Below are 26,247 nucleotides of genomic sequence, written 5' to 3' on the forward strand. Positions count from 1 at the left end.
AGGGAAAACAATGGCTATTACAATCAGCGTACTTGATCAAAGTCCGATCTATCCGGGAGAAACGCCAGAGGAAGCATTCCAGCATACCATTAAGCTGGCACAACTGTCTGAGGAGCTTGGATTTCATCGATTCTGGGTTTCCGAGCATCATGACTCTGAGCAGGTAGCCGGTTCTTCTCCAGAAGTACTCATCTCACATCTGCTGGCCAAAACAGAGCGCATCCGCATTGGCTCCGGTGGCATCATGCTCCAGCATTACAGCCCGTATAAGGTAGCGGAGAACTTCAATGTGCTGTCTACGCTCGCTCCTGGACGAGTGGATCTCGGAGTGGGACGTGCTCCCGGCGGTCTCCCGCGCAGCACACAAGCGCTTCAGCAGGAAAGAACCGAATCCCCTAGCTTAACGGACAAAATCATCGAGCTGGAGAAATATGTGCATAACCGGCTCGAAGAAAACCACCCGCTGGCTGGGTTGAAGGCAGGTCCCCTTCCTGGTATTCCGCCCGAGCTGTATGTGCTTGGTGCGAGTGTAGGCAGTGCAGAGATTGCTGCTGAACTTGGATTACCTTATGTGTTCTCCCTATTTATTAATAGCGATAAGACAGTAGCGCTAGATGCTATTCGTGCTTACCGCAGCGGTTTTGTTTCTTCACAAGGCAGACAACCGCAAGCAATTATCGCTTTAGCACTAGTGGTGGCTGAGACCGAAGAGGAAGCGAAAGAACTGACGGGCGCACATAAGCTGATTCGGATTCAGCTGGCAAGCGGGAAGAAGCTAACCGTTGGAACCCGGGAACAGGCGGAGGAGTTTGCCCGCCAGAGCAATGAAGCATACACGATTGAAGAGTTGGAACCAGAGATTACCAAAGGAACAAAGAACTCTGTACGTGAACAGCTGTTGGCACTTTCAGAGGCATCCGGTGTTGAGGAGTTCATCATAACTACGAATGTGCAGCCTTTTGACAAAAGGTACCGCTCCTTTGAGCTCCTGAGCGAAGCAATCGCTGAAGTGCCGGCAGAGGCATAAGCGGGCGGATCAGGATCACACAACAAATCGTTTAAAGGAGGGTGACTGTATATGACTAGTAAAGCTAAAGAGCTGAGTGCGGAAGCGCTTATAGAAGAATTAATCGGGATACGCCGTCATCTGCATCGGCACCCGGAACTGTCGAACGAAGAATATGAGACAACAAAATATATTATTTCCCTGCTGGAGCGGGCAGGAGTCAGGGTCGTAGATTACGGTCTGTCTACCGGAGTGATCGCAGAAATTGGGGGCAAGCAGCCCGGTCCGGTCATCGCGCTGCGCGCTGATATCGATGCCTTGCCAATCCAGGAGGAAACTGGAGCAGCTTATGCTTCGTTGTATCCCGGCAAAATGCATGCCTGCGGACATGATTTCCATACGGCTGCCTTGATCGGTGCCGCCTATCAATTGAAGCAGCGAGAGGGTCAGTTACTAGGAACGGTACGCCTGTTGTTTCAACCGGCTGAAGAGAAGGCGCAAGGGGCACAGCGGATCATTGCTAGCGGGGCGCTAGAAGAAGTCCGGGCAGTAATCGGGCTGCATAACAAGCCGGAACTGCCAGTCGGAACGATCGGTATTACGGCGGGCCCTTTAATGGCAGCGGCTGACGGGTTTGTGATTGAAGTGCAGGGTGGCAGTTCTCATGCTGCCGTTCCAGAAGTTGGGATAGACCCGATTGTAGCTGCTTCGCATATCGTGACTGCATTTCAATCCATTGTAAGTCGCAATGTCAGTCCCCTACAAAGTGCGGTGGTCAGTGTGACGCAGATTCATAGCGGAAATTCATGGAATATCATCCCCGAAAAAGCCGTGCTTGAGGGTACAATCCGTACCTTTGATGAAACGGTGCGCAGCAAAGTACTTGACCGCTTTCGGGAAGTGGCGACTGGTGTGGCAGCTGCTCTTGGAGCTAAAGCCACTGTCCGCTGGATCGAAGGGCCGCCTCCGGTCATCAACGACGCCGCCTTAGCGGCGTTAGGGGTAGAGTCGGCTGAAGCTCTTGGCTACCGAGCGGTCAAACCAGAGCTTTCACTGGCCGGAGAGGATTTTGCCTTCTATCAGCGCGTGGTACCGGGATTATTCGTCTTTATAGGTACTGAAGGAAGCCAAGAATGGCATCATCCAGCCTTCAATCTGGATGAACAGGCACTCCCTGTGGCAGCACGTTTCCTAGCGGATGCGGCTGTACGTTCCCTTGAGTACTACAATTCCGGTGGAGGTGCAGAATTATAGCTGAACATAAGAGTTACGATGTAATTATCGTAGGCGCAGGCTCGATGGGCATGAGCGCTGGTTACAATCTTGCGAGGCGCGGAGTGAAGACGCTACTAGTGGATGCATTCGATCCTCCACATACACAGGGCAGCCATCACGGGGAATCCCGGCTGATCCGGCATGCTTACAGCGGTGATCCCGCCTACATTGATTTAGCTTTGCGGGCAGATACACTATGGAAAGAAGCGGAACAGTTGAGCGAAACAGAACTCCTTGTCCGCTCAGGCGTGTTGAATCTCGCGGATAGCACAGTGTATTCCTTCAACGGTCGACTCGATGAAGCGAAGAAAGGGAAGGTGCTGGTCCATCATCTGGATGCCGAAGAGATCCGGCGGCGCTGGCCGGCATTGAACATACCAGAATCATTCGAGGCAATGTATGAACCAGATGCCGGATATTTGTACAGCGAACGCTGTATTTCCGCCTACCGTCAGCTTGCCCTTGGACATGGTGCGGAACTGTTGACGAACACTCCAGTAGTGAATGTCACCGCTCGCGAAGGCAGCGTTACGGTTCATACGACAAATGGCGATTATCACGGAGCGGCAGTTATTCTTAGTGCCGGAGCTTGGTTTGGCAAATTGGCACCTTTTGTACATTTGCCGATTAAAGCAATCCGCATAGTTGTGGGCTGGTTTGAGAGCTCCCCTGCTTTTGCTGCTGGTAATTTCCCTGGCTTTACGTTAGGAGCAGAGGAAGGTGGCTATTACGGATTTCCCAACATTGATGGAGTTGGCCTGAAGATCGGCCGGCATGATACAGGGCTGGAATGGAAGCCGGGTACACAGCTTGCCCCGTTCGGCAGTGAAGCCAGCGATGAGGGTGACCTCCGCAAGGTACTGGAGTCTTACATGCCCGGTGCTGCTGGTCGATTGCTAAAAGGTTCTGCATGTAAATATGAGCATACGCCTGATGAAGATTTCATTATAGACTGCCATCCGCTCCATTCCAACGTGCTGATAGCTGGAGGATTTTCGGGGCATGGTTTTAAATTTTCTAGTGTTGTGGGTGAAATACTGGCTGACTTAGCGATCGGCGGAGTTACAACTCATAACATCCAGCCTTTTTCGTTATCTCGTTTCGCACCACCGGATCATTCGCGAACAAGTCTTATATTGGAGGGGATTTAATGAGCAGAGTTCAAATCAGTGATTATCTAAGGACGTATCATCAATTAGTAAAGTCGACCGCCGGGTTAACGGAGGAACAACTGAAATGGAAGGCAGAACCCGCCAGTTGGAGTGTGACTGAGGTACTGACTCATCTGGCTGATCACAGCATCGTAGTTTCGTTCCGCATTCGTGATATTCTCGCTGCTACGACTACACAGCTTCCAGTCTTCAATCAGGATGCTTGGGTCAGCGGTCAGTACGCCAACAGCGGCAATGCTTCCGACAATCTGGAGCTGTTCCGCAGCCTGCTTTACTATAACAGCCTTTTGTTTGAACGGCTTAGCGAAGAAGATTGGGAGAAAAGCGGAATTAATTTCAAGGGGGAGGCTGTGAAAATTTCCGATATCGTGCACGGCTTCACTGGACATGTGGAGAGACATCTTGGCCAGATCGAGCGAATCAAACAGGGCGCAGCTAATGCATCGTTTGTGCAATGATTGCTTCCGAAGTCAGTTTTGCATGAAGTGAAATCAAGGAAGCGTGTGCTCACAAAACTTTTAGGAGGAATGAACATGACCAAACCAAGACAACTGAAGCTGGGTGCACTGCTGCATGGGGTAGGAGGCAGCACGTCGATGTGGCGCCATCCAGATGCCAAACCAGATGCCAGTGTAAACTTTGAATTATACAAAGAGTGGGTACAGAAGGCAGAAGAAGGCAAGTTGGATCTGATCTTCATCGCAGACGGTCTGTACATTAATGAAAAGTCCATTCCTCATTTCCTTAACCGGTTTGAGCCGCTGACCATTCTTAGCGCACTCGCAGCCGTCAGCACTAACATCGGTTTAGTTGGTACCTTGTCTACCTCGTACAGTGAACCATTTACCGTAGCACGTCAATTCGGCTCACTGGATGTAATCAGCGGCGGCCGGGCCGGCTGGAATGTGGTGACTTCACCTCTGGAAGGTTCTGCGTCAAATTACAGCAAAAAAGAGCATCCTGACCATGGCAAGCGCTACCGCATTGCCACCGAATATTTGCAGGTGACACGCGGACTATGGGATTCTTGGGAGGATGATGCGTTTGTACGAGACAAGGAATCAGGTGTATTCTTTGATCCACAAAAAATGCATACCCTGGACCATCAAGGAGAGTTCTTCTCTGTGAAGGGACCGCTGAATATTGCTCGTTCGAAACAGGGGCAGCCTGTCGTATTTCAAGCAGGATCCTCGGAAGTCGGTAAGAATTACGCCTCCAAGGAAGCAGATGCTATCTTCACTGGACACGAAACGCTAGAAGATGCCCAAGCATTCTATAACGATGTTAAGACAAGGGTAGCTTCGTTTGACCGGAATCCGGATGAAGTGCTGATCTTCCCTGGTATTGCTCCAATCATCGGTGACACGCCGGAGGAGGCAGAGCGCAAGTACCAGGAGGTTGCTGGCCTTGTAACGATTGAGAATGCACTGAACTACTTAGGCAGATTCTTCGAGCATCATGATTTCTCGCAATATCCGCTGGATGAGCCGTTCCCTGAGCTTGGCGAGTTGGGGCGCAATAGCTTTCAGAGCGGCACGGATAAAATCAAAAAGGATGCGAAGGAGAAAGGCTTGACGCTTCGACAGGTCGCCTTGCAATCGGCTACCCCACGCAGCAGCTTTATTGGCACACCTGAGCAAGTGGCTGATCAGATTCAAACCTGGTTTGAGGGTGGAGGAGCAGACGGATTTATGATCGCTGCTGCTGTTCCTAATGGACTGGAGGAATTCGTCGATCGGGTAGTGCCGATTCTGCAAGAGCGGGGTTTGTTCCGCACTGAATACGAAAGTGACACGCTGCGTGGAAACCTCGGCATTCCGTTACCGGAGAACCGTTATTCCAAAGCTTCTCAGCCAGCAGGGCAAATTTGACGGTTGATCCAGTTCGCAAACCACCAAAACTCGAATATTGCGGAGATGATGCATTACGCCGGCCAGCTGCAGGATGAAATGATTGAATACCGTCGTGATTTGCATGCCCATCCGGAGCTAATGTATGATGTCTTCCGCACTTCTAATAAAGTAGCAGATTTGTTAGAGGAGTGGGGGGTCACAGTACGGAGAAATGTCGGTAAACATTTCGGAATGGGGGTGGTCGGCCTCCTGCAAGGCTTAGCAGACAATGGCAATAGTGGGCCCACTCTTCTTCTAAGGGCAGATATGGATGCCCTGCCGATACAAGAGTGCAATGAGTTGCCTTACAAGTCAGTCAATGACGGCATCATGCACGCCTGTGGCCATGATGCCCATACCGCTATGCTGTTGGGGGCTGCCCGAACCTTGGCTGCCTTCCGGGAACGATTGATGGGCACGATCATTTTCGTCTTCCAACCAGCTGAGGAAGGCGCGGTCAAGAGTCCGCTTGATGGAAGATTACTCTCTGGCGGCCGAGATCTCATTGAGGATAACGTGCTGGAAGGTGTCAACTATGCCTACGCGCTACATGTCATGCCAGAGCTTCCGGTCGGAACGCTTGGTATTCACCCTCATGATGCCATGGCAGCGTCCAGCCATTTTAAGGTGGAATTTCAGGGGACATCCGGTCATCATAGTGCTCCGCACAGAGCTGTAGATGCGATCCAGATGGCGGCACGATATATAGGAGAGATTAACGGAATGATGGCTAATCGAATCGATCCGCAGGAGGCGGCGGTGTTGGCCTTCGGAACGTTGCAGGCTGGTACTGCTGTTAATGTGATCGCTGAACACAGTGAACTGACAGGAACGTTCAGAGCGTTTACCAAGACGACGGTAGCTGCAATTACAAATGGTTTACAGCGCCATGCTTCAGCTATAGCTGAGTCTTATGGAGGGAAATACAAGCTGGAGCTGCGTGAAGGAATTGCAGTAGTGAACAATGCGGAAGCGGTGCAGCAGGTGCTTCATGCAGCCCGTGCAGTTCTAGGTGAGGATCAGGTAATACTTCTGGAGCAGCCAAGTCTGGCTGGTGAGGATTTTGGTTGGTATCTTGATAAAGTTCCTGGTGCCTTCGCCTTTATCGGTTGCGGCAATAAGGAGAAGGGAATTCTCCATGCTATCCATCAGCCACAGTTTAATATCGATGAAGCGATGCTAGGTCATGGTGCGAGTATACTGGTTAGACTCGCAATACAGCATAATGGATCGGCCAGCGGCAAACAAAAGTAAAAGGTACCCCAATGGGATACCTTTTACTTTTGTTTAGGCTTGTCAACTCACCAGAAATACGTTTCGAATGTATAACCGTTTTTCCCAAAGAAAGTTATCTCACCGCTTGTCACTTCCTCAGGAATGTCAAAAAACATGCCTTGTTTACCCGCGATATCAAAGGTGTGAGTTACTTTCTTATCATGAACTTTGTAACTTACCTCGAAATGACTGAATTGCTTCTTAAGACCTTGATCGAACATACCGACACTAACGAGTTGTCCGCTCCTCTTCACTTGGACGTCGTCTCCATCATCCCCCATGCCTAAATCCATACTCCAGTCCAAACTCCCGTTTTTTAAACGATCGACGTATTTCAACGTAAGCGATTCTACGCCATCTTCCTCTTCGATATGTAAGAGTACAGCTGTATATTTATCAATAATCCGAGAATCCAGAACTGGGAGTCCGCTCAAAATAGCAAATTCAGTTAACTCCTGCTCTGTTATTGCCTCTCCTGAGGGATCATCCATCTCGATAGGTTTCATTCCTAGCCAATCTTCCCACTCCTCAGGAGATTCGAGTTCAGCACGAAAGTCATCATCCGTGGTAATGATCGCTGTTCTAGTTGTTACATCCCAATCAACGGAGATCCCGATTCGTTCGGCAATAGCGCGCAATGGAACCATAATATCACTGCCGGAGAGATAAGGTGTAGGACTCTTCCAATTGATCCAAACATCAGAATCCTCTATATCTTCGTTGTAATCGCTAAACATATAATCATTTTTATCCGGATAAATAGAAAGTGCTCCGTTAAAATGTGATATAAAAACATGCGGATAAGGGTTATCTATAAACTTCGAAATATCGGCTTGTATGTCGGGATGCTCAAAAAGTTGGGTTGGAACGAACGTTTTTCCCTCTATTAACGTAGGCAACTCATCTTGAAAGGAAAAGTTTATGCCATTAATTGTGACGGAGGGTTGGATTGCAGAACGTTTGATAGAATCGGATAACTTCGGTACAACCGAAGCCGATGCAAAGATCGGAGTCGAATTGGAAGCCGATAAGAAAAGAATAAGTAATACGTTCATGAAGCGGCGGTTGTGCATGAATACAAGTCTCCTTTTTTTGTTTATCACTTTAATAATCAAATCAATATCCTAAATATACCATGTGGAGATTATTATAGGGGATTCTTAGCACAAGGCTTAAATCGAGTAGTTTTTTCTTAACAGGATCATTAGTTTGACATTATGCAAGCACTTCACTATACTTATTATAGTGACTTACTTAATTATATTTAATCGACAAATCATAAATGAATTCTTACTTCTTAAAGAAAAGAGGATAATCATGGAACAATATCGGATCAATGCAGACAACGGCTTAGAGTTTGGACTTTATACATTAGGTGATCATCTAGCGAACCCTGAAACTGGGAGCCGAATATCTGCCAAACAACGCATACGTGAAATTATTGACTTGGCTCAATTAGCGGAGCAAGCAGGAATTGATTTTTTTAGTGTAGGAGAGAGTCATCAAGAGTATTTTGCTACTCAGGCGCATACCGTTGTGCTGTCAGCTATTGCACAGGCTACTAAGAAAATGAAAATAGGTAGCTCATCTACGATTATAAGCACCTCTGATCCGGTTAGGGTGTACGAAGATTTCGCTACAATTGATTTGATCTCAAATGGTCGAGCTGAAATAATAGCTGGCCGTGCCTCTAGAGTGGGGTTATATGAACTATTGGGCTATGATCTTAATGATTATGAGGAATTATTTGAAGAAAAATTCGACTTGTTATTAAAGATAAATGAAAACGAAGTTATGAATTGGAAGGGAGAATTTCGTAACCCTCTCAAAAATGCAAGAATCCTCCCCCGTCCTGAGGGAAACTTACCGATATGGAGAGCTGTAGGGGGAACTTCTGCCAGTGCGATCAAAGCAGGCATTGCAGGTGTTCCTATGTTTTTGGCCCATTTAGGGGGTCCCGCAGTCTTGTTTAAAAGATCCATTGATGCTTATCGTGAAGCTGCAAGCCAGAACGGATTCGATCCGTCGAAGCTGCCTGTAGCGACTGCTGGATTCTTTTACGCGGATGAAACAACACAGAAGGCACAAAGAGCCTATTATCCATATATAAACGAAGGAATGAAATTAACCAATGGACGTGGTTTTCCTAAACAGGCGTTTGCTCAAGGAGCCGATCCGCGCGATGTTATGAATATTGGCAGCCCACAGGAAATCATTGAAAAAATTCTATATCAACATGAACTCTTCGGCCATCAACGATATATCGCACAAATGGATTTTGGTGGCGTACCTTTTGAAAATTTAATGAAAAACATAGATTTAATCGGTTCTGAAATTCTACCAGCTATTAAAAAATATACGGCAAAAAAATAAACTCCAGGAGGTCAGAATTATGAAAATCGTAGCATTATCAGGGTCAAAGATAGGATCGAAAACCAGAATCGCTATGAATTACACAATAAATTCGTTTCATGAAAAATACAAAGATGCAGAAGTTACGCTTCTAGATCTGGCGGAGTATGATGTTCAATTCAGTGATGGTCGCAATTATCTGGAATACGAAGGGGACACCAAGTACGTAATTCAAACGATCATGGAAGCAGATGTAATCGTAATCGGAACGCCAATATTTCAAGCTTCCATCCCAGCAACACTAAAGAATATATTCGATTTAGCACCCGAAAAAGCATTTCAACACAAGGTTGTAAGTATGCTCGTCACGGCAGGTTCTGCACGTCACTATCTGGTAGCTGAGCAGCAATTGAAACCGATATTGGCCTATATGAAAGCGCAAATTGTTCAAACGTATGTATTTATAGAAGAGAAGGATTTTTATCGAAAAGAAATAGTAAATGATGATGTGCTATTCCGTATAGACCGCTTAGTGGAAGATACCTATGTACTCTCTGAGACCTATGCCAAAATTCGAGAGGCTGAAGAAGCTAAATATGGTTTCTAAGAAAGATCGAAATAGGCTAACATTTCGCAAACTAGTTACTATTTTCCAAATAACCCTTCATCCTTTAGGATGAGGGGTTATTTGTACAATTTCGTTCCAATAAGGCTCCAAGCTGTTCTGCTAATATTTGATAGGTTACTGGTCTTTCGTTCGTGAACCACCATTCAACTACACCTACATACGAAGAAGCTACAAATTGTACGACTAGATCCTTATTTAAACCTTCGTTTTTACCCTTTGTGATATCCACTTCGTCTTTGAACTCTTCTATAAGAAATTCCAGAAAACGACTCCGGAAGAAAGGGGCTCCTTTACTAGCTAACATCATGGAGAAAAAGGCATAGTTACTCTCAAAGTATTCCGTCCAAATCACAGACCCCGTTACAAAATCCAAATCAGAGGCTGCTTCACATCTTTCACGAAGTTCATTGATATGCTTCTCGATAAGCTTATCAAGAAGATCATACTTATCCATATAGTGAAGGTAAATAGTACCACGGCTCACGTTTGCTTTATCAGAGAGTTCCTGGAGGGTTATATCATCAAAATTTTTCACAGTCATTAGTTCAATGACTGCTGTCTTCAAGGCTTCTTGTGTTTTTAAGATTCTTCGATCGACTTTAGACAATTTGCTCACCGAACTTTCTTTATTCATCAACAAAAGAGTAAGAATTCATTATATAACATACTATAACGAGCTCATCAATGGGACATCTGTTTATAAATTTATATAAAAGAATCGCGAATACGCAGTAGGAAATAAACAATTTCGATGGTTTTGTTTATTAATGTACAAAACGCATCAAATTAACAATTGGCACCAAATTTAATCTGATTATAATAATAGACATGTGATCATTATTGTAATTATGCGTATTAAATATTCGTCACAACTACTCATGTGCTAAGTATTCCAGCAGCAAAATCGGAATATGAAGTTTAGGAGGAAATGATTATGAACAATCGCACATGGCTTATCACCGGTGTGAGCAGTGGTTTTGGTTATGAGATGACGAGACAGCTTCTTGAAAAGGGCAATAAGGTTATCGGTACTGTTCGTAAAAAAAGCAAGGTCGCTGACCTCATTGAGAACTATCCCGAAACCTTCAGTTGCGAGATTCTAGATGTGACCGATTTTCCTGCCATTCGAAATCTTGTCGATAGATCTTTTGAAAAGTTTGGACGAATCGACGTTATCATAAGCAATGCTGGTTATGGACTTTTCGGGGCTGCAGAAGAACTCTCTGACGACGAGGTTAATCATATCATTGCCACGAATCTAACGGGGTCCATCCAGCTTATTCGTTCAGCTATCCCGCATTTGCGCACTCAGGGTGGTGGACGCATTATTCAGATCTCCTCCTATGGCGGGCAGATCGCCTTCCCAGGAAATTCGATGTACCATGCGACCAAGTTTGGGATAGAGGGCTTTTGTGAGTCCGTTGCTCAGGAGGTTGAAGCTTTTAACATCGGTATTACATTGGTGGAGCCGGGAGGAGCCCGTACCGAGTTCCGTTATGGGAGCGCACAGGTAACGAAACTCATGACAGAATACGAAGGCAACCCAGCGCATAACTTTTTGAACATGCTGGACGCTTCTAAGAGTTTAGCTCCTGGAGATCCTGTGCGGATGGCTGCCCGAATCATAGAAAGTGTTGAATTAGAACCGGCACCGATACGAATGATACTTGGATCTCATGCACTGGCAAGCACGATTTCGACCCTCAAAGCTCGTGTTGCCGACTATGAGAAGCAGACTGAACTGGCAGCTTCTACTGATTTTCCAGCGGGAGAGTAAGAGGATCGCAGGGCTCTAATAAACATTAACTATAGGCAGAAAGTAGGAATGAACGATGAAAAATGAACAACTTAGTAGCAGCACTATTTTTCCTTTAGGGGAAAAGGTTAAAGCAAACTTTACGGGTGACGCTTATTTGCAAATGGTGTTTACAGATCCGAAGCCGCTTAATACCGCAATTGGTAATGTAACCTTTGCTCCAGGCGCACGCAATAACTGGCATGCTCATCAGGTTGGACAAGTTCTGTTAGTCACTGGTGGAAATGGCTGGTATCAGGAAGAAGGAAAACCTGCTCAATTGCTCGAAATAGGTGATGTGGTCAACATTCCAGCTAATGTGAGACATTGGCATGGCGCGACAAAGGATAGTTGGTTTGTTCACTTGGCTATGACTCCAGGCGAAACAGAATGGTTTGAAGCTGTCGAGGATGAATGGTTTGAAGCACTGTAAGAACTAAAACTCATTTAAACATAGAAATGGAGGCTTGCTTTATGGAATATATCAAATTTGGAAATACGGGAATGGACGTCTCTCGGATTTGCCTTGGTTGTATGAGCTTTGGAAAAGTGCTGCCTGGAGGGCACCAATGGGTGCTCGATGAGGAGAACAGTCGTCCTATCATTAAAAGAGCGCTTGAGCTCGGCATCAATTTTTTTGATACAGCTAATATTTACGCAAGTGGTTCCAGTGAAGAGATTATCGGACGTGCGCTTAAGGACTATGCGAATCGGGATGAAATTGTACTTGCCACGAAGGTCTGGGGCCAGATGCGTCCAGGTCGTCCTAATGGTGGTGGGCTTTCTCGAAAAGCTATTATGAGCGAAATAGATAACAGTTTGAAGAGACTTGGGACCGATTATGTGGATCTCTATATCATTCACCGCTGGGATTATAACACACCCATTGAAGAAACCATGGAGGCCTTGCATGATGTGGTGAAGTCTGGAAAGGCTAGATATATCGGTGCGTCTGCTATGTATGCTTGGCAATTCCAAAAAGCATTACATGTGGCCGAGACAAATAGCTGGACTCGCTTTGTATCCATGCAAAATCACCTTAATCTCATCTACCGAGAAGAGGAAAGGGAAATGATGCCGCTTTGTCAGGATCAAAAAATTGCAGTAACTCCTTATAGTCCTCTGGCATCAGGAAGATTGATTCGCGATTGGTCGGAAACAACACGCAGATCCGAAACCGATCTCATTCAAAAATCAAAGTATGATTCAACCGCTGATGTAGATCGATTAATTGTTGAGCGAGTAGCGTCGTTAGCAGAGAAACGAGGCGTACCACGTACTCATATCGCACTTGCATGGCTGTTGCAAAAAGCTTCTGTAGCTGCTCCAATTGTGGGCGCGACGAAAATTGCTCAGCTCGAAGATTCAGTAGATGCTCTATCGGTGAAATTATCACCTGAAGAAATTTCATTCCTTGAAGAGTTGTATGTTCCACATCCAATAGTTGGAGCTCAGTAATGAGGACTGGGTAAGCTGTCACTTAAACGTAGACCTTTTCGCCGTCTTTGTGCATTCGAATATTAAAATAAAGCCGATGATCTAAACCAAAAGATCTTCGGTTTTTTTGTTTACTTAATAAGATAACAGACCATGTATCTTTTAACGTAATTCACTTGGAGTCCGTTGTTTAATCTGTTTAAATACTCTGTTAAAGGTACGGATATTAGTGAAACCGCATTCCAGTGCGATATTTAAAATGGATTTGTCTGTGGTCAGCAGCAGCTGTTCTGCTTGGTTGACTCGGATGTTGCTAAGGTATGCAATATAGCTCATACCCGAAAGACTCTTGAAGAAGCGGGAGAAATAAAAGAGGCTCATATTGGCTTGCCTTGCGGCGTCAGCAAGTGTGATGGGATGCATGTAGTTGACGTCGAGGTATTCAAGAACCCCTTGCATAATCTTCATGTTAGTGATGCGCCTTTTATCTTTCTGTGGATTAATCTTATCCAAGGGAACATGCCGTAAAATGAGTCCGCTCCACTCGTGCAAAAGGCCAATGATTACCTGTTCATGATATTCCAGCTTCTGATTATATTCGTCCATAAGTTCCTGCAGGATCATAGAAAGACGGTTGTTGATACGGACTTCTTCTTCTCGTGTTGCTATTCGTTTCTCCATAAATGGGGAAGTCAGCCTCACATTCAAAGGCCATCCACCAGGAAAGCCGATTAATGAAGGATTGAATATCACCATCATTATCTTGGAGCTGCTGTCTTTACTGTCATAGTAGTGGATGTCTCCGCTGCTGCATATAGCCATATCTCCCGCTTTCAAGATCCTCGTTTCGGAGTTGATTCCCATCCGAATTGAACCTTCAAATACATAGACTATCTCAAGATCGTTATGCCAGTGGGCTAGAAAATCAATATCATTAGACATTATTACAGTGAAGGGGAAAGTCGAATGGTAAGTTCTATTTTCGTGAAAGGCTTTCATGAGATCTCCTGTTCATGTGGTTTGAATTTTAGGTTCACCTCTAAAACTTAGCAAAAAATGACCATTCCTACAAGTGAAATGGCGAGCACACCTCTCTGATCTGGATTACAATTTCATCAGATGGACGAAAGGTTGATTACATATATAAAGGAAAAGGAGATTGCAGGATGACGAAGAAAGCATTGATTGTAAAAGGTGGATGGGATGGGCATGAACCAAATGAAGTAGCCGCAATTTTTGCTGGCATTTTAGAGGCTGAAGGCTTTGAAGTTGAAGTGTCTGATACGCTGGAGAGCTTCAACAGTGCAGAGAAGCTTACGGATTTAAGCCTTATTGTACCGGTATGGACCATGGGAGAAATCAGTAATGATCAGGTATCCTCAGTTCTGAAGGCAGTAGCTTCTGGAGTAGGAATTGCCGGTTGTCATGGAGGGATGTGCGACTCTTTCCGTAACAATACAGAGTGGCAATTTTTGACCGGGTCACAATGGGTAGCACATCCATTTAACGATGGGGTAGAGTACGAAGTTAATATCGTACATTCTGGCTCCAGTCCCATTGTGGAGGGTATCCAAGACTTCAAGGTGAAATCGGAACAATATTATTTACATGTAGATCCTGCAGTGGATGTCTTGGCAACAACTACGTTTGTAATGAGTGAGGGTGAGCATTCAGCAAATGGTGTCATCACGATGCCCGTTGTATATACGAAGAAATGGGGAAAAGGGAAGGTTTTCTATAATTCACTTGGCCATCATGCAGACGTTTTCGATATACCGGAAGCCAAGGAACTGATGCGAAAAGGCTTTTTGTGGGCGGCTAACTAAAACTGAGATAAGGTGGGAATGATCTTGCGCAAAGTGAAGGTAGGTATAGTCGGCTGCGGAAACATCAGCAGCATTTATTTTGAAAATTTGAACGGGACTTTCGTTAATACTGAGGTTTATGCTTGTTCCGACTTGGATAAAGGTCGTGCAGAGCATGCGGCGGAGAAATATGGCGTTCCTCATGTATGGACGACAGAACAATTACTTGCTTCGGAAGAGATTGAAATAGTCGTTAATCTAACAACGCCTAATTTTCATTTTGACGTGTGCAAGCAAGCCTTGCTAGCTGGCAAGCATGTGTATGTGGAGAAGCCCTTATCCCTTTCCCTTGAAAATGGCACTGAGCTAGTTCGTCTGGCGAAGGAAAAGAACCTGTTCCTTGGCTGCGCACCAGATACTTTCCTTGGAGGCGGTCTGCAAACCTGCTGTAAGCTGATTGCGGATGGTTATATCGGGGAGCCGGTGGCAGCAACTGCCTTTATGCTTTGTCATGGACATGAAAGCTGGCATCCTGATCCGGAATTTTATTATAAAGCCGGTGGAGGACCCATGTTTGACATGGGACCCTACTATCTAACTGCGTTAGTATCTTTGCTAGGCCCAGCTAAAACAGTATGCGGCATCACTAAAACCTCCTTTGCTCATAGAACGATCACGAGCGACAAAAAGTTTGGCAAAGTCATTGATGTAGAGGTGCCCACACATGTTGCTGGAACGATTGAGTTTGACAGTGGCGCTGTGGCAACCATGATTACCAGCTTTGATGTTTGGCACAGTACTTTACCGAGGATCGAAATCTACGGATCGCAAGGAACCTTGATCGTACCGGACCCTAACAACTTTGGAGGGCCGATCCTTTTACGCCCGGCACACAGCTCGGAATTCCAAGAGATCCCACTTATCTACAATTATGCAGATAATAGTAGAGGCATAGGAGTAGCAGATATGGCACACTGCATCGACACGGGGGAGACTCCTCGTGCAAACGGAGAACTCGCCAATCACGTACTTGAGATCATGCATGCATTCCATACAAGTTCCGACTCTAAGCAATATGCTCAACTGGTAACCAGCTGCGAGCAGCCCAAGCCATTGCCGCTGGGCTTAGTCAAAGGGTATTTAGAGTAGTAATTTCCCAGAGCAAATACTAAATGTACGCTGCAGATAATCAGCTTTCAAAAAGGGTAGAAGACAGATCTTTAAGTCTTCTACCCTTTTTGGTTTGATGAATCACAGCATACACCAAATTTTCACCATACACTTACCAGACAGGTCTTGATCTCATAGTAGATTTATCTTCATTTGCTTTATATACAAGTGTTGTTAAATCATCTTTGAGCATTTGCAGTCGTTCAGTACCTATGATTTCAATCCAACGTTGCTCAATCTCAGTTAGTATTTCCTCTTTTGCTTTCACTGCTAACCAACCTCGCTCAGTCAAAACAATGATTTTTCCTCTCTTGTCAGTGGGATGATTTTCGCGAATTACATAACCACTTTTCTCAAGATAATCTACCATTTTACTTACAGCTTGCTTCGTAATTCCTAAATATTCGGCTAATTCTATACCTGTTGCTCCGTTTGGAGCAATACACTTAAACATAAAACCATGTACAGGTCTAATATCTGCAAATCCTAATTCACGCAATCTATCATGTAGTTCATTAATTGATGTACTAAAGGATAATGATAAAAGTGTTGTCAGATCCAATTCACTAAAGATTTCCTGAGTCATACATAAAACCTCCTTAAATAAAGTCAACTTAGTTGACTTTGTACGAAATACATTGTACTATGCGAAAAGTAGTCAATCAAGTTGACTATATTTTCTGTTGTGAAAGAAACAGGAATTACTGAAACAGAATTAATAAATTATGGAGGGTTCTCATGACTAATATTGTTAAAGTTAGAGCAAGTGTATTTATTCCAACACCGTGGACTGATCCTAGGAAGGATGAAGAAACAGGAAACGTAATCCATTTTGAAGGTGACTCACGTGAATTCACACCCTATGCTGTCAACGCTATGCGCTCCAGAGTGGAACAAGAAGTAGTTGTAGATTTTTACAAAAAAGATATTTTCACATATGCAAATACTGGTATTACAACAGAAAGAGTCACTACTCCAGATGGTTCTGTTAATAAAAAAACAGGAAAAGCTACTACAGAAGGTATTTTGTGCACTGATATTGTGTGGGGCTCTGAAGACGTTAGGTTTCAAATGAGTGCAAGTGCTAGCAATCCATTAAATGCATTTGCACCTCCAGTTGACTATCTTTTAATAGTTCATATTCAAAAGGATGGTACTGTCAATATGCAAGGAGCACATGATGGATTTCCTTGTTTTGAATTTTATAAACAAGTGAACTTTGGAACGTTCGAACAAATTTATACACATGATTACAGAGTAACTGGTGATACTCCTGAAGCTATGGCTGGAGAAATGGAGTATAGCTTCAAAAAAATATTATAAACAACATAAGAGTGCACATCAGGAGGAACAAGGAATGACAACCGTTTTATTTGTAAAAGCAAACAATCGACCAGCAGATCAGTCGGTAAGTGTTAGATTATTTGAGGCTTTTTTAGCGAGCTATAAAGAATCACATCCAAATGACACTGTAGTAGCGCTGGATTTATACAATGAGGAATTGCCTTACGTAGGTGCAGATATGATTAACGGAACATTTAAGTCTAGTAGAGGATTAGATTTAACAGTAGAAGAAGCAAAAGCAGTAGCTGTTGCTGATAAGTATTTAGATCCATTCCTTGCAGCGGATAAAGTCGTATTTGGGTTCCCTTTATGGAATTTAACCATCCCAGCTGTACTACACACATATATTGATTACTTAAACCGCGCAGGCAAAACATTTAAATATACGCCAGAAGGTCCAGTAGGGCTTATTGGAAATAAAAAAATAGTGTTATTAAACGCAAGTGGTGGTGTGTATTCTGAGGGACCAAAAGTTGATTTAGAGATGGCTGTTAAATATGTAACAAGTATGATGAACTTCTTTGGTGTGAAAAATATAGAGACTATTATCATTGAAGGGCACAGCCAATTCCCTGATAAGGCTGAAGAGATTATTGTCGCAGGGCTTGAAAAAGCTGTTAAAGTATCAAGGACGTTCTAATTAACCAAGCGTGTATCAGTCTATATAGGGCAGTACCAACACTTTTATAGCGGTGGTGCTGCTTTTTTATTCGCCTATTTCACTATTTTTGGGGAGTACGTAAAGTCGATAGAAAGAAGGATTACATTACAATGGAACGTTTATGGACAAAAAACTATATCATGCTGACCCTTACAGCTTTATTACTATTTAGTGGATTTTATTTACTAATGCCAACATTGCCTATGTTTATCAAACAACTAGGTGGAAGTGAATCTCAAGTTGGATTAATAATTGGAGTGTTTACAATATCGGCAGTAATTTTTCGTCCTATTATTGGAGGATTAATGGATCGGTTTGGTCGACGTGCATTTATAATAAGCGGATTACTATTTTTTGCTATAACCATGTATTTTTATGATTGGGTAACAGGAATTATATTTTTAGTAATATTACGTATCCTTCATGGAGTCAGCTGGGCAGTTGCTACAACTTCCATAGGAACGGCTGTGACTGATGTTATTCCACAATCTCGTCGTGGAGAAGGAATGGGATGGTATGGACTAGCAATGACATTAGGAATGGCGTTAGGACCAATCATTGGTCTTTGGGTAACAAAATCTTATTCATTTCATTACCTATTTCTTCTATGCACAGCATTAGCTTTGATTGCATTCATACTTGGATTTGGTGCAAAAATTCCAACAGTTCAAAACACATCAAAAAAACCAATATCATTTTATGAAAAAACAGTTTTACCTATCGCTATCGTTACATTTTTCTTATCATTTACTTTTGGTGGTATTACAACTTTTTTACCACTGTTTGCGGCAAATATTGAAGTTAACACGGGTACTTTTTTCTTAGTGTATGCAGTCACACTTACAGTAATTAGACCACTTACAGGGAAGATATCCGATAAGTATGGGGAAGGGGTCATTATTGTACCTGCTCTTTTCATATTGATAGTCGCACTATTCGTCCTAACAATGACTAAAGGAATTGCTGGAGTGGTTATTACAGCTATTTTGTACGGAATTGGATTCGGATCAGCTCAACCAGCGCTTCAAGTAGCGATGATTCGATTAGCCCCACCAGCGAAAAGAGGTGTAGCGAACGCTACATTCTTTACTGCTTTTGATTTAGGAATTGGTTTAGGAGCTATACTACTTGGATTTGTTTCACAGCTTATGGGATATCAGATGGTATTTATTACTTGTGCTATATCTGGGTTTATTAGTCTGGTGTTTTTTATATTGATTGTAAAAAAGACACTAAAAACAACCTGAACCTTCGTTATCAATAAGACAGTAAACTTGATTTCATGGGTTTATATGATAGGATTTTGGATGAGGCAAGGCTCTATTAAGATTAAGAATAGGAGGTTGGGTATGCAAGAAAATACATTGATAGCCTCGGATTTCAGGTTTTCAATTAATCTCCCTGAAGACGCTATCGCTTCCTGGCATCAAGAACTTGAGGTAATGTACATCTTGCAGGGAACTGGGGGACTACAGTTGGATGACAATCAGTTTACCTATGAAGTTCAGCAGGATGACATTATTGTATTGAATAGCTACCAACTGCACGCTTTAAATATGAAAGGTTCTGGCAAGGCGCTATCGCTGTTTATCTCGCCGGCATTTTTGGCAGCTTTTTGTCCTGAGATTGAAAGTATAATTATAGAGTGTAAGTCTTTTCTATACCCTAAGGACGAACAAGCTCGCTTTAATGTAATCCGAAGTGAGTTCGCCAGTGTATTCCAGGCCTATTACAAAAACGAATCTCGTTTACCTATACTAATGCGTAGTCGTGTAGGTGTACTGCTGAACAGTCTAGTGCATACTTTTCTTGAGCAGAACAAGCAGAAGGATCCCTCCAAATCCTCAAGTAAGGAAAGATTGCGCAAAGCAACCGACTATCTCCACCGACATTATCGGGAAAATATTACTCTGAGTGGACTAGCCTCTACTATCTATTTAAGTAGCTCCTACCTGTCCCATTTATTTCAGAAACAGCTTGGCCTTACATTTACTGCCTACCTTACAAATGTCAGACTGAGTCAGGCAGTGGCACTTCTTCGTAGTGAAAGAACGATCACGGACATCGCCTCAGAAGTTGGATTTCCAAGTACCAACGCTTTGATCGACGCCTTCAAACGGCGCTTTGGTGTTACACCAGGGCAATACCGTCTAGTAAATGAGCATGATGCGACAGATCCACAGGAGAACAGAATGGTCACAGCGGGATTTTCGACCGATTTCACTTCACTAATGCGGCATTTGCATCACAACGAGCACTCCATTGTCCAACCTCAGGTCAATGAGGGATATGATCTTCATGTGGACACTGGCCGTAAGATTCGGACGCTGAGTCATAACTGGCGGACGTTGATTAATGCAGGTTACGCCAAGGATCTGTTGAATGGCGCGGTACAGGCGCAAATACGAAAGCTGCAAAAAGAGATTGGCTTTCGCTATATGCGCTGCAAAGGTTTGTTAGACGATGACATGATGCTGTATGTCAGGAAAATGTCTGGTAGCGCAGATTATAACTTTGTTTATGTAGATGAGGTACTGGACTTCATGCTTTCAGTGGAGTTAAAGCCTTATGTTGAATTTAGTTTTATGCCTTCTGCATTAGCGAGGGAAGCCGTGTTTCCATTTAAGAGGCCAAGTATCCTTTCTATGCCTGAGCATCTAGACAAATGGCTCGACCTTGTGACTTCCCTTATTAGGCATTTCATTGATCGGTATGGGATTGAGTCCGTGCGGGAATGGAGATTTGCTCCTTTTGTGAGTCCAGAGTTTTCAGGATATGGTGTGTTTACCATGGAAGAATACTGGGTGCTTTACCGTGAAACCAGCCACGCCATCCGTGCTATCGATCCGCAGCTACATATTGTTGGTCCAGGAAGCAACATTGATTCTAGTAATTTTATCAGCGAATTCCTAGTGTCTTGCAGTAAGGGGAATTGTTTGCCCGACTCTCTGGCTCTATGTGCTTATCACAGCATCTTACCGGGTCAGGAAGACACTGGTCTTCAGCTCATGGCAGAGGATGAAGCTTTTCCACTTGCGGTAAGCGGCGATGAACAGTTTATGAAACACGCGTTACATAAGGTCAAAAAGCTGTTGCGTCAACGTGGTTTCGCTAGTCTGCCTGTGATTCTTGAAGAGTGGAGTAATAACATATGGCAGCGTGATTTGTGTAATGATACCTCCTACAAATCTGCTTTTCTTTTCAAAAATATTCTGGAGAATTACGACCACTTTGAGGCTATGGGATACTGGTCGCTTAGTGACCATATGGAGGAAATTGTTCCTTCGTCGGATCTTTTTCATGGCGGGTTTGGTTTATTCACTCGCGGAGGTTTGCCCAAAAGCTGTTATCGGGCGCTGCAATTGTTGCGTTATGCAGGAAGCGGTCTGATAGCTGAAGGTGATGGGTATTTTATAACTTCCTCGAAAGGTGAAATACAGATATTCCTATATAATTATTGTCATTATGATACTCTATATCGCTACCGTCATACCACTCACTTGACTCAAACCGAACGTTACAACGTGTTCAATATACGCAATACCCGTCAGTATCACATTCGTCTAGACGGCTTAACGCCGGGTGTTTATACAGAGCGAAGGTATTCAGTAGGTCCGGCTGGGGGAAGCGCCTTTGATGAATGGTTGAATATGGGGGCACCTAAGGACATGCGTCCAGAAGAATGGTCTTATCTTGAAGGTCGGTCCCTGCCGTTATTTCAAATGCGTTCGCTGCAGGTGACAGCAAATTTTGTGGTAAATGCTGTTGTACAACCACATGAGGTACAAGTGATTAGATTAACACGTTAAATAGAGAATAGTATAACAAGGATGACTTTAGTGTTGTCCTTTTTTGTTTTTTATATTGTATTTTTGCTCTCGACATCATTTTTGAAATCGCTTTCAATAATAATGATAAAAGAAGGATATAACAAAAGAAATAATGCGATATTTTTTCTGCAAACCCAAACCTATAATTGAGTTATGGCAACCAATACAAATCGCCGCAAATCATTTTACCATACAACATTTGAAAAGGAGTAATCATCATGGAACGGAAATATTCGCAACAGCTTCTTACATCGATGCTAGAAAGGCAACATGTAATTAATGAAAATGGACTGGATATCCTGATTAAGCCTATTCCTGAAACCGATGAGCCTGGCGTGCTGGATCCTCGCTTTTATCAAAGTATGGAGTCAATCTTAAAAGGCTTCAAGGGAATGCTGGTTAAGATGATGTTGAAAGGTAGCCGAAAGAAAAATATCCAAAAAAGTGCAGCTCAAATGCGCAAGATGATGAATGGCGTGAACAGCATTCCGATTACTGAAGGTGTTGATGTGAGGCATGCTACCGTTCAAAACGGTGATGTTGCTGTCCCGGTGCGAATTTACACTTCGCAGAAGAAGAGTGGAGAGTTGCAGCCAGTGTTCTATTACATCCACGGAGGCGGTTTCGTAGCAGGAGGACCCGAAGTAGTAGAGGAGATGTGCAAGCTTGTGGTTTCAAATACGGGCTGTGTATCGATTCAGGTTGATTACCGCTTAGCTCCGGAGAACCCATACCCCGCTGGGCTCGACGACTGTTATACCGTGTTGAAATGGATATATGCTCACACCGAAGAATTTAATGGTGATCCGAATCGCATCTGTATTTCCGGTGATTCCGCAGGTGGGAATTTAGCCACGGTATGCGCAATGAAAGATCGGGATGAAGGAACGCAGATGGTAAAGGCACAGGCACTACTATATCCAAGCGTGGACGCAGCAGGTATGCAGGAACATATGCAGCGCAGAGATGTTTATGAAATATCCCCGTCTCAGGATAAAGAGATTCGTTCTATACTGAATTTGTTGAGCGGTGGTTTAGGAACTGTGGGCTTAGGCGAATATTTGGGCGTGTCCGATGATACAATCCCTTATGTGAGCCCGCTGCGAGGAGATCTGAAAGGGATGCCGCCTGTCATTATTTTGTTTGGCGAATATGATTTTTTGCGTATTGAAGATGATGCATATGCCTTAAAGCTGAAGGAGTCGGGCGTCCAAGTGAAAACGGTACGGTACAAAGGACTTTCTCACGGCTTTGCCGATCAGGTGGGCGTCACACCGCAAGCGGAAGATAGTTTGATTGAAATTGGGAATTTCATGCTGGAGAATGTGTAATAAATTATTTTCAAAAGCCGCTCATTGCGGCTTTTTTTATTGTTCTGAAATTACTATTAAATCTTGTCATCAGGCACATTCATGCTCCGGCTATATTGTAAGATTAGACCTGTCGTCATTCAAATGAGTGTTAACCACTCTACTGAATTATCTGGCTTAATATGCTAAGCTTTATATAGTAGAGCATTATACTGCTATAGATCAGTGATCACCATAATAGGAGTGATATTTTGCAGACAAAGATCAACCTAGAAGGCGAATGGAAGTTGCAATTGGATGAGACAAAACAGGGACTAACCTTGCCTTTTACAGATGTTATCACACTGCCGGGAACAACGTCATACGCACGTAAAGGACCAAAGAACGAGGTAGTTTTAGTAAGCGCTCTAACCGATGAATATTTGTTTGAAGGGCAAGTCTGGTTCGCAAGAGAGGTATTCATTCCGGATGAGCTGGCCGGTAAGGCCTGCTATCTATTTTTGGAACGGACGAGACTTACGACGCTTTGGCTGGACAATACGGAGATCGGTAGCCGTAATAGTCTGAACACCCCGCATATATATGAATTGCCGAAGCTACAAGCTGGAATTCATACAATCACCGTCCGTGTGGACAATATCGATTACCCAACCAAAGGCGGACATTTGACTTCACAGGATACCCAGACCAACTGGAATGGAATTACCGGTCGTATGGAGCTTCAGTTCTATGGGGAATCGCAGCTTACTAATATCCGACTGGAGTCGAATCTGGCTGCACGTACGGTTCGTATTACAGCTACTTTGGACAGCAACAGTGAAACTACGCTTGCGGTGTCTGCTCAAAGCTTCAATAGTGAAGAGACACACGCGGTGGACGAGCGTGAGTTTCCTGTTTCACCGGGGCTTTTTTCCGTCGATTATGTGCTAGGCCAAAACGCGTTGCTCTGGAGTGAAGGCGCTCCCAATCTTTATAATATAACCCTTGTTTTGAAAGACAGGGATGGACATATTACTGACCAACAGGAGCTCATCTTTGGTTTGAAGGAATTCCGAGCGGAGGGCGACAAGTTTACAATCAACGGAGAGAAAACCTTTCTCCGCGGCAAACATGACGGCCTGATCTTCCCGCTCACCGGCTATGCCCCAACTGATGTCGAGGAATGGGTAAGAATCCTTGGCATTTCCAAGTCCTACGGTATCAATCATTATCGCTTCCATACCTGCTGTCCACCGGAGGCTGCATTTACCGCTGCGGATATGCTTGGGATCTATATGCAACCAGAACTTCCATTCTGGGGTACAATCACGGAAGAAACCGATGATGGCCATAATCAAGCAGAGCAGGATTATCTGATCAGTGAGGGTTATGCCATTCTCCAGGCCTTCGGCAATCATCCCTCCTTCGTGATGATGTCCCTTGGTAATGAGTTATGGGGCAGTAAAGCTAAAATTGATTCTTTCCTGAAGGACTATAAAGCGTTCGATAAACGGATTCTCTATACACAGGGCTCCAATAACCACCAATGGGTACCGGAAATTCTGGAACATGACGATTTCTTCAGTGGGGTACGCTTTTCCAGAGACCGACTATTTAGAGGCTCTTATGCCATGTGTGATGCACCACTAGGACATGTACAGACTGCCTTGCCGAGTACGATGAAGGATTATGATGATCAAATCGTACCTTTGGATCTCTTGAATGGAGAGAAGATGGAAGATACAGCTGGCGGTGAGATCCAGATTCAGTATGGTACCGAAGCAAAGACCGTGAAGGCAGATGAGGCTTCCGGAGAATGGATACCGCACATACCTGTTGTTTCGCATGAGATTGGACAATACGCAACCTATCCAAATTTTGAAGAGATCGAAAAATACAACGGACCACTCAAGGCCGAGAATTTCAAAATTTTCCGTGAACGCTTGGAAAGTAATGGACTGGGGCATTTAGCGGCTAAATACTTCGAATGTTCAGGGCAGCTGGCCGTAGCCTGTTACAAAGAGGAACTCGAGGCGGCATTCCGCTCCCGGCGGCTTGCCGGCTTCCAGCTCCTGGATCTCCAGGATTTCAGCGGTCAGGGAACAGCATTAGTAGGTGTCCTCGACGCCTTTATGGATTCCAAAGGAATGATTAGCCCTGAGGAATGGCGAACCTTCTGTAATGATGCCGTTCTGCTGGCGAGATTTCCTAAGTATAACTATGTCTCGGGTGAAACGTTCGATGCTCATGTAGAGCTAAGCTGCTTCCGCAGCGGTTTGCCAGATACACTTGAATTACGTTGGGAACTAACTGTGGATAACGGTATTTTGGCAGAAGGGACAACCGAGGTGAACGTTCCAGCAGGAACGAATTACATCGATATCTGCGATTTGGAAATAACGCTGCCTGTAGTTGACCGGATGAGTACAATCGTATTGTCTCTCTCGATACAGGGGACAGATATTCGTAAGAGCTACGATCTATGGATTTACCCAGAAAAGAGCGGCAATATGCTGGAAGGCATCCATGTATTCGACAAGCTGTCTAGTGATGCGCTTGCACTGCTGGAGCAAGGTGAGAGCGTGCTGCTGATGCCGAAACCGGAAACTCTCCAAAATGCTGTCGAGGGTTATTACTGCACAGATTTCTGGTGTTACCCAATGTTCCGCTCTATCTCAGAGAGCATGAACCGGCCAGTTCCTGTGGGTACCATGGGGCTGTTAATTGATAACAGCCATCCTGTATTCCACGAGTTCCCTAGCGAGGAGTATTCAACCTATCCATGGTGGAATATCGTTCAGCACTCAAAATCCATTATCATGGATGAAGCTGATTGCAGTTGGAATCCCGTGGTGCAGACCATCGACAATTTTGAAAGAAATCATAAGCTTAGTTTCCTCGTGGAATGCAGCGTAGGAGCAGGCAACTTACTAGTGTGCGCTTTAGATGCAGACAAGGTAAGCGATACGCCTGAAGGAAGACAGTTCTTATCAAGCCTTGCGGGTTACATGAAATCCGCAGCGTTCAAACCACAATACAAAGCAACTGTTAACGAGCTTCTTGAGTTAATCAAGTAGGGGTTTGCTAAGGCTCTTCATTGTATTTCATATGGATGAACAGAACACAGGGACAGTGATTCTTTATATACGATGGACCGTTTAACAGCAGAGCAGCGATTCTCTAAGTCACGAGAGAACCGCTGCTCTTTTTGTGCTAGTCAGGAGGCAGACTTCAACTTCAACAGTGTAATTATCCTCTAGCTTGTGAGAGTTTCAGACTCCAGTGAACCTATTGCTCAGAGAGAGGCTCATTTACA

General features: G+C 44.3%; 23 protein-coding genes. 19 read left to right on the top strand and 4 right to left on the bottom strand.

Features of this window, described 5'->3' with window-relative positions; translation table 11 throughout:
- Nucleotides 1–10 precede the first annotated feature (10 nt).
- From NYE25_RS05145 to NYE25_RS05170, 6 genes are all read left to right on the top strand, one after another.
- Complete coding sequence (locus tag NYE25_RS05145; RefSeq protein ID WP_341145299.1) at nt 11–1,027, top strand: LLM class flavin-dependent oxidoreductase; 1,017 nt, start codon at nt 11–13, stop codon at nt 1,025–1,027.
- Between the two features lie 51 nt (nt 1,028–1,078).
- Nucleotides 1,079–2,260, top strand: a complete 1,182-nt coding sequence (locus tag NYE25_RS05150; RefSeq protein ID WP_341145300.1) for an amidohydrolase — start codon at nt 1,079–1,081, stop codon at nt 2,258–2,260.
- Complete coding sequence (gene solA / locus NYE25_RS05155; RefSeq protein ID WP_341147684.1) at nt 2,257–3,432, top strand: N-methyl-L-tryptophan oxidase; 1,176 nt, start codon at nt 2,257–2,259, stop codon at nt 3,430–3,432. The genes NYE25_RS05150 and solA overlap by 4 nt, the downstream gene beginning before the upstream one ends.
- Nucleotides 3,432–3,911, top strand: coding sequence for a DinB family protein (locus NYE25_RS05160; protein WP_341054946.1), 480 nt, complete (start codon nt 3,432–3,434; stop codon nt 3,909–3,911). The genes solA and NYE25_RS05160 overlap by 1 nt, the downstream gene beginning before the upstream one ends.
- Before the next feature lie 75 nt (nt 3,912–3,986).
- On the top strand, nt 3,987–5,324 hold the full coding sequence (locus tag NYE25_RS05165) for an LLM class flavin-dependent oxidoreductase (protein ID WP_341145301.1): 1,338 nt from the start codon (nt 3,987–3,989) through the stop codon (nt 5,322–5,324).
- 3 nt (nt 5,325–5,327) lie between these two features.
- Nucleotides 5,328–6,599 (top strand): M20 metallopeptidase family protein, encoded by a 1,272-nt coding sequence (locus tag NYE25_RS05170; RefSeq protein WP_341145302.1) that lies wholly within the window; start codon nt 5,328–5,330, stop codon nt 6,597–6,599.
- A 47-nt stretch (nt 6,600–6,646) separates the two neighbouring features.
- Here the strand turns inward: NYE25_RS05170 and NYE25_RS05175 are convergent, their stop codons facing one another.
- On the bottom strand, nt 6,647–7,693 hold the full coding sequence (locus NYE25_RS05175; RefSeq protein ID WP_341145303.1) for a stalk domain-containing protein: 1,047 nt from the start codon (nt 7,691–7,693) through the stop codon (nt 6,647–6,649).
- A 244-nt stretch (nt 7,694–7,937) separates the two neighbouring features.
- Between NYE25_RS05175 and NYE25_RS05180 the strand changes: the two genes are divergently transcribed.
- A complete protein-coding gene (locus NYE25_RS05180) occupies nt 7,938–8,993 on the top strand; it encodes an LLM class flavin-dependent oxidoreductase (protein WP_076299756.1) in 1,056 nt (351 codons plus the stop codon).
- Nucleotides 8,994–9,012: 19 nt separating this feature from the next.
- On the top strand, nt 9,013–9,579 hold the full coding sequence (locus NYE25_RS05185) for an NADPH-dependent FMN reductase (protein WP_042188313.1): 567 nt from the start codon (nt 9,013–9,015) through the stop codon (nt 9,577–9,579).
- A gap of 64 nt (nt 9,580–9,643) precedes the next feature.
- Here NYE25_RS05185 and NYE25_RS05190 read toward each other — a convergent pair whose 3' ends face one another.
- The gene (locus NYE25_RS05190; RefSeq protein WP_341129552.1) at nt 9,644–10,207 is read right to left on the bottom strand and encodes a TetR/AcrR family transcriptional regulator; all 564 of its coding nucleotides are present in this window, start codon (nt 10,205–10,207) and stop codon (nt 9,644–9,646) included.
- A gap of 327 nt (nt 10,208–10,534) precedes the next feature.
- Here NYE25_RS05190 and NYE25_RS05195 point away from each other — a divergent pair, with 327 nt between their 5' ends.
- The 3 genes from NYE25_RS05195 to NYE25_RS05205 are packed head-to-tail and all read left to right on the top strand — an operon-like array spanning nt 10,535 to nt 12,853.
- Entirely contained in the window at nt 10,535–11,377 is an 843-nt protein-coding gene (locus NYE25_RS05195) for an SDR family oxidoreductase (protein WP_341145304.1), read from the top strand.
- A gap of 55 nt (nt 11,378–11,432) precedes the next feature.
- A complete protein-coding gene (locus NYE25_RS05200; protein ID WP_076299760.1) occupies nt 11,433–11,828 on the top strand; it encodes a cupin domain-containing protein in 396 nt (131 codons plus the stop codon).
- A gap of 41 nt (nt 11,829–11,869) precedes the next feature.
- Nucleotides 11,870–12,853: an aldo/keto reductase gene (locus tag NYE25_RS05205; protein ID WP_341145305.1), complete on the top strand. Its 984-nt coding sequence runs from the start codon at nt 11,870–11,872 to the stop codon at nt 12,851–12,853.
- Between the two features lie 141 nt (nt 12,854–12,994).
- Here the strand turns inward: NYE25_RS05205 and NYE25_RS05210 are convergent, their stop codons facing one another.
- Nucleotides 12,995–13,831 carry an AraC family transcriptional regulator gene (locus tag NYE25_RS05210; RefSeq protein WP_341145306.1) on the bottom strand — a complete coding sequence of 279 codons (837 nt, stop codon included), beginning with the start codon at nt 13,829–13,831 and terminating at the stop codon, nt 12,995–12,997.
- A 167-nt stretch (nt 13,832–13,998) separates the two neighbouring features.
- Between NYE25_RS05210 and NYE25_RS05215 the strand changes: the two genes are divergently transcribed.
- Both NYE25_RS05215 and NYE25_RS05220 read left to right on the top strand, forming a co-directional pair.
- Entirely contained in the window at nt 13,999–14,658 is a 660-nt protein-coding gene (locus NYE25_RS05215) for a ThuA domain-containing protein (RefSeq protein WP_076299763.1), read from the top strand.
- A gap of 24 nt (nt 14,659–14,682) precedes the next feature.
- Nucleotides 14,683–15,786, top strand: coding sequence for a Gfo/Idh/MocA family protein (locus NYE25_RS05220; RefSeq protein ID WP_341145307.1), 1,104 nt, complete (start codon nt 14,683–14,685; stop codon nt 15,784–15,786).
- Between the two features lie 133 nt (nt 15,787–15,919).
- Here the strand turns inward: NYE25_RS05220 and NYE25_RS05225 are convergent, their stop codons facing one another.
- Nucleotides 15,920–16,393: a MarR family winged helix-turn-helix transcriptional regulator gene (locus NYE25_RS05225; protein ID WP_340969498.1), complete on the bottom strand. Its 474-nt coding sequence runs from the start codon at nt 16,391–16,393 to the stop codon at nt 15,920–15,922.
- 152 nt (nt 16,394–16,545) lie between these two features.
- Between NYE25_RS05225 and NYE25_RS05230 the strand changes: the two genes are divergently transcribed.
- The 6 genes from NYE25_RS05230 to NYE25_RS05255 all read left to right on the top strand — a co-directional run bounded on the left by NYE25_RS05230 (nt 16,546) and on the right by NYE25_RS05255 (nt 26,008).
- Nucleotides 16,546–17,130: a DUF3238 domain-containing protein gene (locus tag NYE25_RS05230; RefSeq protein WP_042188329.1), complete on the top strand. Its 585-nt coding sequence runs from the start codon at nt 16,546–16,548 to the stop codon at nt 17,128–17,130.
- Between the two features lie 34 nt (nt 17,131–17,164).
- The gene (locus NYE25_RS05235) at nt 17,165–17,791 is read left to right on the top strand and encodes an FMN-dependent NADH-azoreductase (protein WP_341128236.1); all 627 of its coding nucleotides are present in this window, start codon (nt 17,165–17,167) and stop codon (nt 17,789–17,791) included.
- Between the two features lie 131 nt (nt 17,792–17,922).
- Entirely contained in the window at nt 17,923–19,059 is a 1,137-nt protein-coding gene (locus NYE25_RS05240) for an MFS transporter (RefSeq protein ID WP_341145308.1), read from the top strand.
- A 102-nt stretch (nt 19,060–19,161) separates the two neighbouring features.
- Nucleotides 19,162–21,621 (top strand): GH39 family glycosyl hydrolase, encoded by a 2,460-nt coding sequence (locus NYE25_RS05245; protein WP_341145309.1) that lies wholly within the window; start codon nt 19,162–19,164, stop codon nt 21,619–21,621.
- Between the two features lie 239 nt (nt 21,622–21,860).
- Nucleotides 21,861–22,973, top strand: a complete 1,113-nt coding sequence (locus tag NYE25_RS05250) for an alpha/beta hydrolase (protein ID WP_341145310.1) — start codon at nt 21,861–21,863, stop codon at nt 22,971–22,973.
- Between the two features lie 230 nt (nt 22,974–23,203).
- Entirely contained in the window at nt 23,204–26,008 is a 2,805-nt protein-coding gene (locus NYE25_RS05255; protein WP_341145311.1) for a glycoside hydrolase family 2 TIM barrel-domain containing protein, read from the top strand.
- Nucleotides 26,009–26,247 lie beyond the last annotated feature (239 nt).

The organism is Paenibacillus sp. FSL E2-8871 (genome assembly GCF_038000345.1).
Taxonomy (GTDB): Bacteria; Bacillota; Bacilli; order Paenibacillales; family Paenibacillaceae; genus Paenibacillus_AQ.